We start from the raw sequence: 13243 nt of genomic DNA on the forward strand, positions 1-13243 counted from the left end.
GGCGCCATAAGAGTTCTTGGACGGAGCCCCGTTGGCGGACAGAGGCTGTGAGAGCAAGCCAGCCACCGACAGCCAGGAGCCAAGATCAGGAGAGTTTTCCTCACCGGCGGATCCGGATACATCGGCAGGGCGACGATCAGCGCGCTGCTCCGGCAAGGGCACACCGTAGAGGCGCTGGCGCGCAACGACCGGGCCGCCGAGATCGTCAGGGCCCTCGGAGCGCCTCCGGTCTCCGCCGGCCTGACAGACCTCGGCGTCCTCAACGCTGCGGCAGCCCGCGCGGAGGCAGTCGTGCACCTGGCGCAGGCCAAGTCCGGTGACGAGGACCTGGCGGCCGCCACCGCCATGCAGGACGGCGTTGGCACCGGCCCCTACGTGCACACGGGCGGCACCTGGGTCTACGGCGACACCCAGGGCGTGGTCGACGAGACCGCCCCCTGGAACCCGCCGTCCCTGGTCGCCTGGCGCAAGCCTGTCGAGGAAGCCGTTCTCCAGCGGGCGCAGCAGGATGGGGATTGATGCATCAATCTCATTTGATGTAACTTCGAGATATGGGATCGCACCCGAGGGACGTGACCGTCACGCCGCCCCAGTTCCTCCGGCTGGCCGCGCACCCACTGCGCTGGCGGCTGCTTACGGCACTGGCCGACGGCGATCAGCGGGTCCGTGAACTGGTGGAACGTGTCACGGAGCCACAGAACCTGGTGTCGTACCACTTGCGGCTGCTGCGTGACGGCGGCCTGGTGGCGGCCAGGCGCAGTAGCTTCGACGGCCGGGACACCTACTACCACCTCGACCTGGAGCGTTGCGCTGAGGCGCTCGCGGCCGGCGGTGCCGCCCTGCACCCGGCACTGCGCCAGGCGCCCGCACTCCCCCGCCGTCGGGTCACCGGTGCGCGATCCCACCGTGTCACGGTGCTCTTCGTGTGCACCGGCAACAGTGCCCGCTCGCCGATCGCCGAAGCCCTGCTGCGCCACCACACCGCCGGCCGCGTAACGACGGCCAGTGCGGGCACCAGCCCCAAACCGCACCTGCACCCGCATGCGGTCCGGGTGCTGCGCGAATCGTTCGCCATCGACCTCTCCGGCGGGCGCACCCAGCACGTGGACGACCTGTCCGACCGTCGCTTCGACCACGTGATCACCCTGTGCGACAAGGCTCGCGAGGTCTGCCCGGAGTTCGGCCCGCGACGGGTCCACTGGAGCATTGCCGACCCTGGCGCGGCGGATGACACCGGCCGGGTCGGCTATACGGCCTTTCAGCACACGGCAGCAGACATAGACACCCGCATCAGGCACTTGATGCCGGTCCTGAACATCCCCGAGACCGTTGCGAGGTCCGAGTCATGACCACTCACGACGAATACGTCAGCGTCCGCTACCTCGTCGATGACGTACAGGCCGCCGCCGACTTCTACACCACCCACCTCGGGTTCACACTGCACTCCAGCGCCGCCCCCGCCTTCGCCGACGTGGTCCGCGGCCGGCTGCGGCTGCTCCTGTCGGGCCCGGCGAGTTCGGGCGCCCGGGCCACCCCGAAGGAGTCAGCCGCCTCGGGCGGCAACCGCATCCACCTCACCTTCGACGACCTCGACGCCGAGATCGCTCGGCTGCGCAGCGCCGGTCTCACTTTCCGCAGCGAGGTCGTCGCCGGCCCCGGGGGACGTCAGATCCTGCTGGCCGACCCGGCAGGCAACCTCATCGAACTGTTCCAGCCCGCCCACCCGAGGCACTAGCTGCTACGGCGTCGTCGATCCTGCCGGCTGCCACCAAGCGGCCGAGGCATCACGCAGGGTGTTGGTGCCGCAGTGCACCTCACCCATACCGAGGTGGTACGTGTACCAGTCGTCGATGTACGACACCTTCAGCCCCGCCCGCACGTAGGCCGCTGTGACGGCTTGGGTGAAGATGTCCTTGCCGCCGATGACGGGACCCCATTGGCGAGGAGCGAGGTAACGGTCACGGCTGAGGAGGATGCCGTTGACCGCGCCGGGCACGTACGCGCTCGTCGCCACGGTTGCCCGTGCAGCCGCAGCTGAGTCGTTCCCGCCCCTGGCAAGCCATCGCTGCTGACCACGCTTCTCCACCGCGTCCAACAGGGGCGTGTTACCACCCATGCGCGTCAGTCGCGGCACAGGGACGTTCTCCCCGCCGTCCGTACGGGCCATCGAGCCGCGGGTGTAGAGCGCCGGCACGCGCACGATCTCGTCTTCGGTCACGCCGGTCTCACGTTTGAGGGTCTCCAGATTGGCCGCGATCCGCTGGGCCGCCATGGTGTTGTCCCCCACCAGGTGCCGAGAGGCGAGGGCCTGGTCGATGGTCTCCTGCAGCGGTGGGGAGCCCCCGAGCCCCGGAACGGAGAACATCTTGGTGCCGCCATGGCCCGCGCGCTTGGCGTCACGCAGCAGTTGCAGCCCCGCTTCCGGGTCGGCAATGCCGATCCGCCAGCCTCGCGGGGTGTCGGCGGGCAGGAACTGCACGAACTCGTCGACGTGCCCGACTTCCAGCCAGGAGGTGTCCAGGAGCAACGGGTCCTGCAGTCCCTGGGACTTCAGCAGCGTGCGCATCGTCGCAGAGGGCCGCTTGCCGCTGTCCTTGCGCCACCCCATGATGATCCGCCCGGCCGGGAACGAGCGGCCGTTGTGTGCGTACGGCGGGACGGTCTCCAGGTTCCCCATGGAGTTGAGCGACCAGTCCGCCGGTGCCGACCTGTCGAAGGCCTGAACGACGCCGATGTCCCGTCCTCGGACCTTCTCGAACAGCTCCCGGCCGGCCTCACGATTCGGTTGCGCGGAGCGCAGCATCACACGGATCACTCGCCGGCGTCCGTCCGTTCCGGTCATGCTGACATAGGCCGGCTCGACGAAGTCCTGCGCCCAGGGGTCCGAGTACTTGTCGAACGTCACCAGCGGCCGGGTGATGCCGGCTTTCTGCACTTCCCTCTTCAGGTCGGTGACGAACTTCCCCTGCAGCCCGCTCCAGTCTGCGTCGCTGTCGAGCTTGGTGACCATCACCTGCTGGGTCTGCTGCAGATGATGGTGGGTGAGGAGCGGAGCGACGCGCAGGGTGACAGAGTCGGATGTGGTCCGGTCGCCGACCGCCACGCTCAGGCGGATGACCGTTCTGCCGTCCCATGTCCGGGTGTCCCGGATCACGTCGGTGGCCTCGACCCCGAACTCCACGCCGGAGCGCAACTCAGCGGCCGACAAGGTGGTCCGCGGCGTGACCATGACCCAGTTGCCCGCACGCTTGAGGTAGACGTGGGTGTACTTGGCTCCAGTGGTGACCTTGACGCTGCCCTTGGCACCCGCCGGCAGGTCCCCCATCGGCACCGAGCGGATACGGGCCAGATCGGCGACGTCGGCCGAACCGTTGACCCGTGTGTCGGAGGCGTCGTTGCACGCGGCCAGCTTGGCGTCGGACAGCGGTCTGCCGCCGGGTCCGGTGACCGGGCAACGCTTGGTGTCATCGTCGATGTTGGGCAGGTAGACCGCTCCCCGGCCCAAAGACCATCTGTCCTCACCAGTCGTGTCGGTGCCGCCGGCGACATCAACCCGCCCGTCGCGGTTCACATCAGCACGGAGATCAGCGGCCGGCTCCGCAGCCGAGGCGGGTGAGCTCGGCGCGGCCAGAACGGTTCCGACCGCGGCGAGCACGAGGACTACGGGCCCAGCAGGGTTCGTACGTATACGTCGATGTGAACGCACGGCGCGTTCCTCCTCAGTTGGGGGGTGTGCACCGTGCAAGAGATGAAAGAAGCGGCTGTGCGTTCCCTGCGCTGACAGAAAGTACGGATGCGCGTGCAGTGCCCGAGGCCGGGATGGGCCAGCTGTGCAGCAACTACTCTCCCGCTTCCGCAACCCGCTTCGATGTCCCCGCGTCCAACAGGACAGACGACTGTCGATCATCCGGGAGAGCACGTGGCGAAAAAGGACCAGACGACGGACGCGGCGAAGGAGAAGGAGAAGGACCGCGAGAAGTGGATGGCGCGTTTCCAGGTACGGCTGGCCATGCAGCCGGGCGTGGACCGGGCCGTCGTGCTCCAGGCGGTCAAGGAGGTCACGGCGCACTGCGCGGAGACCGGCGAGCACCCGCGGACCGCCTTCGGCGACCCGGACGCCTACGCCGTGCAGACCGCCGCGCGGCTGGTGCCGGCGGACCGGGCGGCGCGCGCGAGGCGGCACAACTCCGTCGTGGACGCGCTTGACTCCGTACGTGACGCGGCAGGAAAACTCGGCGGTCTGTGACCAGTTGAAGCGATAGCTTCGTCCACGGCTTGGCGCAGCGCTGACCGCTCCGAGCGCAGCGACGATCCCCTGCGCCCGGCCAGCGGCCGACGGAGGGTGATCTTAGAATCCGCAGGTCATCGGGGCTCGTGTGAGTCCCAAGATCGTCCGTCAGGCTGGGACTCGGTGCAGGTCAGCGAACTTACGCGGCCGACTTCAGGGCGACGCGGTGGTGCCCTGGGACTCGTGTTGCGACAACGCCGCAGCCGAAAAGCGGCTACGCCACCCCACTCGAAACCAGAGCCCTGACGGCCTCTGAGCTCACCCCCGCAGGGAACTCTCTACCGGGCCACCACCGTGCGCCCGGCCAACCGGCCAGATCAGACACCCGAACAGCTTGATCAACTTACGCTACGTGGCAGTGGGGCACACCCGAGCCACCGTCGGCCGGCCGGATTGCTACCGTGACAGCAGAACTGACAGCTCGGCTGTCCCGCGCGGGAACCACATTGGACGGGATGCACAACATGCAGGAACTGTGGCGCCGATTCGAAGAGTGGCTTCGACGGAACGCGCCGGGCGATTATTCCGCGCTCCGCCCAGGAGCATCAGACGATGATGTATCCAGGCTGGAGAGCCGCGTCGGTTTCCCGCTCCACGGCGAACTGAAGTCGCTCCTCTCGGAACACAACGGTGTCACACCGCGCAGGTCCAGCACGGCACCCGGCGCCTTTCTTCTCGGGTACAGCCTTCTGGATACCGAAGGAATCCTGGAATGGCATCAGAACCTTTCCGCCATGGCGCACGAGGCGGTCGAGGAAGGTTACGAGGAAGAAGTGGTCGGGCGCACCGCACACGCCCAGTGGGTTCCCTTTGCTCAGAGCCTCACAGGTGATCTGCTGTTCGTCGACCACCGTACCGGCCACGACGGAGAAGTCGGCGAGATCTCGTTCGGCGATCCCGAGTACCTGCCGCTCTGGCCGTCCATGACCGTGATGCTGACTGACCTGTGCAACGCGGTGGAGGAATCGCTGCCGCTACCGACCACGCGTCGTCGCCCCTCGGTCCACGAAGGGCGCATGCTGGAGTGGGTCACGAGCTGACCCACGAAACGAAGCGTCCTGCCGGATCGCCATGATCCGGCAGGACGCTTAGCTTTGGGTCCCGCTGTCAGCTGATGTTGCAGACCGACTTGATGTCGCAGTACTCGAACCCGGTCTGGACGAAGTACGCGTCATTGTCGAGCAGGCGGATCTCGGACGTGAACCGCCCAAGGTCGCCACCGGCATTGGTGTTCTGCGTGACCGGGACTGCGGCGCGGCCGCAGATCTCGTTCCATGACGGATACGGGTAATTGTTGTCGAGTTCCAACATCCAGCTGCCGTCGGATTGCTTGTCGGCGTAGAACTGCGCGCAGTACTTGCCCGAGGCCAGCGTCATCCCCCCGCTCTCACGGGATTTCGCAAACGGGTACTCGTCGCAGCTGGTGCCGTCCGCGTTCGGGTGGGGGTTCCACTCCGCGACCGCGAGCTCGCACATCTTCCCCCGGTTTTCCTTTGCCTTCGTGTCATCCGCCAGGCGGTGCAGCGGCTTGTTGTGCTGCTCGCTACCGGGGTGGGAGGCCAGCTTCTCCATGATCACCCAGTAGTACGCGGCAGCGGCCGGGTACTTCTTCGTGTTCATCGGAAGCGTCGGAGTGTACTTGGGGAACACGCATCCGGTGTTGCCGCCCACCTTGTTGTCGCAGCGGACATCGAAGGCGCCGTTGCTCCACTTCGGGACGGCCTGAACTCCGGCGCTGGGTGTGGACCAGGTGGTGTCCCAGGTGAAGTCCAGCTTCGATTCGCCTCCGGTCGTCTTGTTCCAGGTGTAGGTGTTGGTCCGGGTGGCGACGTGCGCGTCACCGGGGGTCCAGGTGGTGCTGCCGATCCAAGGGCCGGTGCTCTCGGTGCAGTCCCCGGTCGGCCAACAGTCCTCCGCGAACGATGTGAGCGTGGTGGAGGTGAGCCCCGTCATGTTGACCAGAGACAGTTCGGTCCACGTGGTGAACTCGTTGGACTTGGGATTGAGGTTGATCTCCTGGATGACCTTCATGGTCGCGTTACCGACGGGGACGCCGTCGCGTGTCGCAGTCAGCGGAAGCAGGCCTCGCAGACATCCTTCCGTCCTGGTCTGCATGGCACCGCCGTTGACGTTCGCGCACCATCCGACGGGGCCCACAGCCGCCGCAGCAGCGGCGCTCCTGAGCGTGTTCGAGGATTTGGCCGTCTCCTTGTCCATCGGGACGTAGGAGCCACACCATCTGATCCCGTCGCGACCGGTCGCGCATGTCTGGCTCCCCGGCTCAGCGGCCGCCGAAGCCCTCAGAGCGGCGCCCGCCGGGACTTCCTTGGCGTCCTGAGCGGCCACGAAGTCGACGTCGGGCGCGTTCGGGTCCGCCTCGGGGAAGATGATGTCGTTCAGACCGTCGTAGTCCCCGGGCACAAAGGCGATGGCATCGTAAGCGATGTCCTTGGAGCCGTCGCCGCCGTTGAAGTTGTCCAGGCTGACCTCTGGAACGGTGTCGTTGAACTGGTAGGCGCCCAGGTCGACCCACTTGTTGGACTGGTTGGCGTCCTGGGAGATCGCCTTGACGGTGGTGCCGTGTGCGTGCTTGATGCGGTATTCGGCCTTGGAGGTCTGCGCCCCGTGGTCCGGTATGTGCGCGTAGACCTTGGCCTGGCCGCTGTGCTCGGTGATCTTCTGGCCGAGCTTCCAGGTGCCGGTCACCTTCATCCGGTCGCCGGGCGCCGGGAAGGATTCGGGGGAACGGGTATGGGTGAACCAGAAGTGGTTGCCGTACGCCGCGCCGATCTGGTGGGTGTCGATTTTGCCGGGGTAGGTGGTGACCGTTTGCCCGGTTTCGGCATCGATGATGTCGGAGGGCTGATACGTGAGGGTGAACGTGCCGTCCGACTGCACCGCCCCGCATCCGCGTGAAGCGGATCCTGCCGGCGTGGTGCCGCCCTGCACATCGTCCACGATCAGCGCGTTCGACGGCAGGCCGCTACTGCAGCGCGGCGGGTAGGAGTTGGCGTCCGCCTGTTCCGGATACGACGTGTTGAAGCGGTGGACCTGGTGGCCACACTCGGCCAACCGGTCGCACTCTTTCCACTCGGCCGACTTGTCCCACCAGCAGTGCAGCCAGTGCGGGTTGGTGTCGGAGTCACCCGCATCAAGCTGGCAGGCACCCATGCCGGGATCGTTGGAGTCGTTGTCGCCGATCTTGGACGCATCGCAGTTGTTGGAAGCGTCGCAGAACAGGTCGACCGGCGGTTTGACGGCACTGCGGGACGCGTTGGTGTTCCACCAAGCGGCCAGGTAGCCCGGCTTGAAGTCGCCCGGGGCGAACATCGCCGAGATCGGGCGAGCGGCCCAGCCGAGGACCTTCTCCTCATAAGGCCAGTCCTGCGGGTGCGCAGCGTGGCTGTAGTCGTCCTTGGACGGGTCCGTGGCGTGTTGCAGGAAGGGGATCCGGTTGGCCTTCCACAACGGGTTGGCCGGGTTGTTGGTCCAGCCCAGCCCCTTGTGCCCGCCGGAGTCGGCCGTCTCGTAGAAGCCGGAGTTGTACGCCCACAGGGCGAAGAACCAGTTCTCGATCCACTGCGGGTGGCCGTCGTTGACCTTCATGCCGGCCCGGTAGGTCTGGTTCCACTTGTCGGAGAGGATCTGCGCGCCGTAGGCGATGTTGGCGGTGTAGTCCAGCGCGACGGCCTCCTGGGTGAGCGCGGACAGAGCCGTCTCACCGTCCTTCTCCTTGCCCGCCAGCCGCATGCCGTCGGTGGCCTGGGTGATGCCGTAACCGCAGTCGGCCTCGGAGAAGTTGATGCGCCACGGGTCGGCCTGAGTACCGTCCGAGGTGTACTGGGTGCCGTAGTAGTTGCCGATGAGGCTGTTGGAGGTGACACCGGGAACAGCGAACCGGGTGGCCTGCCACATGTTGGATTCCTGCGCGGTGACGCCGAGCATCACCTGCGAGGGTACGTGCCAGCGGTCGGTGACGTCGGGGTCCTCGTTGTCGAGGGTGCCGTTGGGGTCGCCGGCCAGCACGATCGGCGGGAACAGGCCCTGAGGCTGGTAGCCGCCCATGCCGGTGTTCTTCCAGTTCGGCGAGCGGTAGAAGTTCAGCTCACCGACGACGGCTTGGTCCACGGCCCATTCCACCTGTCGGGGAGTGGGCTGGAATGCCTGCTTCTTGACATCGTTGCGGGCCACCGCGCAGTAGCGCTCATCAGTGCCCTCGCTCGGACCGGTCGCCGACGCCGGCAGAGCCTGGGTGCGCATCGTCTGCGTCGACAGCCCGTCGCTGTCACCGCTGACCGACGGCTTCGCGGACGACTCCTTCCCCGTCGGGATGCCCAGCGCCGGGGAGAGTCGGCTTCCGGCCTCGGCCCGCTCGGCGGACAGCTGAGGTGTGGCGTCCAACTCGGTGCGCTTACCGGTGGCGACCACGTCCAGAGTGATCCGCGCATCACGGACCTGCTTGGCGTCCTCGGGTGTGATCAGGCTGGTCTTGCCGTCCGCCCACGAGGTGGACACACCCGCGTGGCCCAGACTCGACATGCGGGCACCCTTGGCGAGGTGCCCAGGGTTCTTCACCGCTCCCGGCAGGGTCCCTTTGTTCTTGGCCTTACCCGTGAGGAACACCGTGCCGCCAGGGGTGGCAGACAGGTCCCAGTCGGTGAGTTTTCCTTCAGCCACCGTCTTCGGGCTGGTCTTCTTGCCCTTGACCTGCGTGGCGTCCAAGTGCTTGGCCCAGGACTTCGCCTTGGTCTTCCTTGTGTCGGCTTCCCGGTCGATGAAGGTCACGCCGTCGCCGCTGTCAGCCGCGATCTGGAACGGCACATGCTTCGTCTCGGCGAGGACGGTTTCCTTGTGACCGTTGATGCGGACGAGCTTGTTGCCGTGGCCGGCCACGATGCCGTGCCGGGTCGGGACGGCTGACGTGATCTGACCGGGGAAGGCGACCGGCTGGGTCTGCTTGCCGGTGGCCGCGTCCACGGTGATCAGACGGGTCTTCTGTTCCTCGTCACCGTCGTGGGTCAGCTGGGTGAACACCACATCGTCACCGGTGCCGCAGCCCGGAGAGAAGTAGGCCAGCGACGCGGTGAACGGCAGTTTGGTGACCTTGCCGCTGCCCAGGTCGACGACGGCCGTGAACGCGCCGCGCACCATCAGCTCGGGGTTGTTGGTGAACGTCCGGGGTGCGTAGGCGATGGCCGCGTACTTCCCGGATCCAGTCACGCATGCGTTGCCGATCCAGCTGTCCGCGTCGAATCCGTCTTCGCGGAGAGTGGCTACGGTGGTGAACTTGTAGCCGTCCTTCTCCTTGCCCGTAAGGACATGGAAGCCCGCGCCGTCGCCGGAAGTGGACAGGGCCGTGTCCTTGGAGGAAGAGTGGCCACTTCCCAGAACGGCGGCGCGGTCCTTCTTGCCGACCTCGCGGGGCTTGCTCGTGGCTTTCGGCAGGCTCTTGCCGCCTTGAACGGCGTTGTCGGGGACCTCAGGTCCCTGTGCCTGCGCGGAGATGGACAGCAACGAGGTGAGAAGCGCAGTCGCTGCCGCTATCACCACCGCGCGCTTGCTCTGTCTTATACGCACAGCGTTGGTGTTCCCTCTTCTATTTTTGGTCGACGAGGGGAGTGAACTCGTCGACGTAAATCTTCGGAATCTGCGGAACCGGACCCATGTCTTTCGAGCCGATCACCGCATCGTCCCTGCCGGTTTTGCCCGGAGGGACATCCTGAAGCCAGAACCGGTTGTGCGCGGTCCAGCCCTCACCGTCAGCGATGCTGATTTGGACCGAATACGTCGCATTCCGCTCGTAGGAATTGGCGACCTTGATCTCGGTACGCACACCGCTGCTTTCCGGTGTGGCACGCACGACCAGGTCTCCGTACTCCAAGACACGCGTACGTCCTTCGGAGTGCACCGAAGGCACGGGCGATGGACGCGCCTGCGGACTGCTCTGCTCAGCGCTGGGAGTCACCGGCCGCTGCGACGCGGGGGCCCTGTCAGCGGCGCCGTCCGTACACCCGGCGGCCAGCACACCCGCCGCCATCAGGCTCAGTGCCCGGACCATCCACGGTCCGGGCACTCCTGCACCAGCCTTCACTGGGCGGAGGTCGTCATCTGCTTGCGCGCGGCAGCGATTTCCTTGCCGTGCTGCTCCTTGATGCCGGTCAGCTGGCTCTTGTTGTCGGCGATCTGCTTGTTCTGGATCGCAGTCTCCACACCGAACCAGATCTTCACCAGATCCGTCTGGTCCTTGCAGTCGATGTCGGCGACCGCCAGTGCGATGGACTCCTGCGACGGCTTCCCATCGTTGGTGACCCCCTGATCCATCGCCTTGTACGGATCGGCCAGTCCCGCGTGCCCGTTGCCGTCCATGCACGAGGACCACGCGGCGATGGCCTTGATGACCTTGTCGTCCTTCATCGACTGCACCAGGCTGTCCCCGGCGAGCTGCGCCACGGCGACCGGGTCGGCTTCCTGCACGCCGAGTTGACCCTTGGACCAGCCGATGCAGCCGCCCGTCTTCAACTTCTTTCCGTTGTACTCCGCCCGAGCGGGCTTCATGCCCTGGCCAGGACTGGCGAACGCCGCTCCGGCCTTGACTCCCTCGGGAGCCTTGGGCAGTTCGGGCTTGGTGTGGCCGGTCAGGACCTCGACCTCGACACCGGACAGATCACGCATGGTCTGCTCGGTGTGCTCCTGCAGCGGCGGGGGGAGCTCGTAGCCGTACTTCTCGGCCTCCGCCCGGTCGGTGAGGCCATAACGGCGTTCGATGTTCGCGTCGTTGTCACTGGGCGGCGGGTTGGCACCCGCTCGCGGCAGCGTCAGGTTGATGCCGTAGTCCTTCATACAGGACTGCTGAAGATCGCTGGCGGCCTGCTCGAGGGTGACCTGGTCCTCGTAGGAGGCCATGTACGCCTCCAACGGAAGGGACAGGTCCTTGGTCAGGCCACTGGTGGGTATCTTCTCGGGCCAGTTGTCCTTGTTCACGATCGGTCTGCCGTCGGCCGCGTTCTCCGTGGTCTCAGGAGCCGTGCCGGAGGAGCAGGCACTGACCAGCAGAGCTGAAGCGGTCAGGGCTACTGCGGTGGCTGTCCGCTTGATGTGCTTCACGGGAGTTCCTTCTTAAGCGAAGTGGGAGGACGCGTTGTTGTTCTTCAGGGCGGAGATCAGGTTGGTGATGTTGCAGTCCCCGTAGGGGCCGTTCTTCTCGAAGTACTGAGAGGTGCCGCCGAAGCCGGAGTTGAAATACACGCGGTAGTTGTCGTCCCGGGCGCAGTTCTGCACGGACGCCGCATTGTTCTTCATGTACTGGCCGTTGCCGTTGCCGCCGTTGCCGAAGACGTACCGGTAGGTCGTCAGTGACGATCCCTGGTACTGGCTCGTACCCCAGTGGTCGGACACGTTGCTGTAGAACGCCGCGAACGCCGACTTGTAGTAGCCGTCCTGAACGGCAATTTCCTTCGAGTTGTAGAACAGCCACAGATCACCGTACGAGCAGCTGATCCATGGGACGTCGCAGTTGTCGGTGACCTTGTACTCCGCCGCATGTGCCGGACCGGCGGTCGCCATCACAGCCGCCACGGCCGCGAAGGACGTAGCGCAGGCGGCCATCTTCTTCGTGAAGTGGATACTCCTCATCACATCTCCATCGGTAGATCATTTGTGCGAGGAGGATCTTCACACCTGAGTGGGTGTCATGACCATGAAAGTTGCATGATCGAGACCTGTCTGGGCTCGTCACGGGTAGGCGACCGAGCGGCCGTGGAGGTCGGTGATAGTCGCGGCCGGTTTCGGCCTCGATGCTCTTCACTGAACATTCACCGACTTCGAATCCCCACGTCGTTGGGGCTGGTGTATGTCGGCAATCTTGCGCTCGTGCTGGTCGTGGGTAACTGGCCTGGCTTGTTGGCCTACTTCTTCGCCGTGGTGAGGGGCTTAGGACGGGCGGCCATGTAACCGGCTATGACCACGGGTTGCCCGGGTCGTCGTCCAGGCCGGTGAAGCCTAGGTCGCCGATGCCGCCCAGATCGTGGGTGCGCAGGCGTTCGACGAGCTTGTTGCAGCGGGGCGCTGGTGATCTGCGAGAAGCGTCCCGGGCTGCGGACAGCCACAGGCGTCGGCCCTGGTCGTCGGTGAGCACGCGGAAGAGCAGGTCCTGGGCCGGGTGATTTCCGCTGAGGTTGCGGCGGTTGTAGTGGCGCACCGTGATCGCGGAGGCAGCAAGCCGTCGAGGAAAGCCAGGGGGCCGCGGACAGGGTAGGACTTGAGTGGTGAGCAGCCCTCTCAGTGCCCCTTGCGGAGCTGGTCTTGTTCCGCATACAACATCAACTGCCGCCGGGGACACGTACGTTAAGGCCACGGCGCGAGGGCCGTCGCGCCCGCTGACGTTCACAGTGTGGTCGTGAACTGCCCGCCCGCGAGCTTGCGCAGCAAGCCTCGCTGAGCCAGCCGGTTCAGCTTCGAACGCATCGCCTCCGAACGGACCGGCTCCAAGGAGGTGCCCAGCTCACCGAAGACCTCGGCGAGAACGAGTGCCTCCAGTTCGGCCCTGCGGGCCGTGATCAGGCCACCATGTCCGCTTCCGCAAAGGGCAGTCACGGTGTGAGGTGGTCCACGGACCGAGCCGGTGAGGGCTGACTGGGGCTACCACTACACCCACCTGCAGCGATGGTTACGCGAACGTGGAACCACCAGTTCCGTCGGACGGCAAAAGGAAAGGCAAGGAGAGCTCTCTCCCTGCCACTCTCAACTTATAGCGCGTTGGGGGGCTTGCCGCAAGACCCGGGTCATGCCGCAGAATCGTCGGCCGATGCCACAACCTGCGGAAATAGAGGGAGTGCGGGTGCTCGGCGCGGAGATGCGGGGACGCGCGCCACCCGACTCGTCGGCGGGAAGGCAATCAGGGACGAGGACGTGCCCGACAACAGGTTCGACAGATTTGGAGGCGCCGGTGATTCGATC

General features: G+C 66.0%; 12 protein-coding genes. 5 read left to right on the plus strand and 7 right to left on the minus strand.

Annotation, left to right across the window (positions count from 1 at the left end; translation table 11 throughout):
• Positions 1–84: 84 nt before the first annotated feature.
• The 3 genes from ACFQ6S_RS07330 to ACFQ6S_RS07340 are packed head-to-tail and all read left to right on the plus strand — an operon-like array spanning position 85 to position 1735.
• Positions 85–519 carry an NAD-dependent epimerase/dehydratase family protein gene (locus tag ACFQ6S_RS07330; RefSeq protein ID WP_383406464.1) on the plus strand — a complete coding sequence of 145 codons (435 nt, stop codon included), beginning with the start codon at positions 85–87 and terminating at the stop codon, positions 517–519.
• A 32-nt stretch (positions 520–551) separates the two neighbouring features.
• Positions 552–1349 (plus strand): ArsR family transcriptional regulator, encoded by a 798-nt coding sequence (locus ACFQ6S_RS07335; protein WP_383404713.1) that lies wholly within the window; start codon positions 552–554, stop codon positions 1347–1349.
• The gene (locus tag ACFQ6S_RS07340; RefSeq protein ID WP_383404715.1) at positions 1346–1735 is read left to right on the plus strand and encodes a VOC family protein; all 390 of its coding nucleotides are present in this window, start codon (positions 1346–1348) and stop codon (positions 1733–1735) included. The genes ACFQ6S_RS07335 and ACFQ6S_RS07340 overlap by 4 nt, the downstream gene beginning before the upstream one ends.
• 3 nt (positions 1736–1738) lie before the next feature.
• Here the strand turns inward: ACFQ6S_RS07340 and ACFQ6S_RS07345 are convergent, their stop codons facing one another.
• Complete coding sequence (locus tag ACFQ6S_RS07345; RefSeq protein WP_383406467.1) at positions 1739–3706, minus strand: protein-arginine deiminase domain-containing protein; 1968 nt, start codon at positions 3704–3706, stop codon at positions 1739–1741.
• Between the two features lie 213 nt (positions 3707–3919).
• Here ACFQ6S_RS07345 and ACFQ6S_RS07350 point away from each other — a divergent pair, with 213 nt between their 5' ends.
• A complete protein-coding gene (locus ACFQ6S_RS07350) occupies positions 3920–4246 on the plus strand; it encodes a hypothetical protein (RefSeq protein WP_383404717.1) in 327 nt (108 codons plus the stop codon).
• A gap of 497 nt (positions 4247–4743) precedes the next feature.
• Positions 4744–5328: an SMI1/KNR4 family protein gene (locus ACFQ6S_RS07355; RefSeq protein WP_383404719.1), complete on the plus strand. Its 585-nt coding sequence runs from the start codon at positions 4744–4746 to the stop codon at positions 5326–5328.
• A gap of 67 nt (positions 5329–5395) precedes the next feature.
• Here the strand turns inward: ACFQ6S_RS07355 and ACFQ6S_RS07360 are convergent, their stop codons facing one another.
• From ACFQ6S_RS07360 to ACFQ6S_RS07385, 6 genes are all read right to left on the minus strand, one after another.
• The gene (locus tag ACFQ6S_RS07360) at positions 5396–9865 is read right to left on the minus strand and encodes a hypothetical protein (RefSeq protein WP_383404721.1); all 4470 of its coding nucleotides are present in this window, start codon (positions 9863–9865) and stop codon (positions 5396–5398) included.
• A 19-nt stretch (positions 9866–9884) separates the two neighbouring features.
• Complete coding sequence (locus ACFQ6S_RS07365; RefSeq protein ID WP_383404723.1) at positions 9885–10169, minus strand: hypothetical protein; 285 nt, start codon at positions 10167–10169, stop codon at positions 9885–9887.
• A 206-nt stretch (positions 10170–10375) separates the two neighbouring features.
• On the minus strand, positions 10376–11392 hold the full coding sequence (locus ACFQ6S_RS07370; RefSeq protein ID WP_383404725.1) for a hypothetical protein: 1017 nt from the start codon (positions 11390–11392) through the stop codon (positions 10376–10378).
• 12 nt (positions 11393–11404) lie between these two features.
• A complete protein-coding gene (locus ACFQ6S_RS07375; RefSeq protein ID WP_383404727.1) occupies positions 11405–11920 on the minus strand; it encodes a hypothetical protein in 516 nt (171 codons plus the stop codon).
• 322 nt (positions 11921–12242) lie between these two features.
• Entirely contained in the window at positions 12243–12485 is a 243-nt protein-coding gene (locus ACFQ6S_RS07380; protein ID WP_383404729.1) for a hypothetical protein, read from the minus strand.
• Positions 12486–12670: 185 nt separating this feature from the next.
• A complete protein-coding gene (locus ACFQ6S_RS07385; RefSeq protein ID WP_383404731.1) occupies positions 12671–12880 on the minus strand; it encodes a hypothetical protein in 210 nt (69 codons plus the stop codon).
• Between the last annotated feature and the right edge of the window lie 363 nt (positions 12881–13243).

Origin of the sequence: Streptomyces sp. NPDC056479, assembly GCF_042795335.1 — a bacterium.
In the GTDB taxonomy this organism is placed as follows: domain Bacteria; phylum Actinomycetota; class Actinomycetes; order Streptomycetales; family Streptomycetaceae; genus Streptomyces.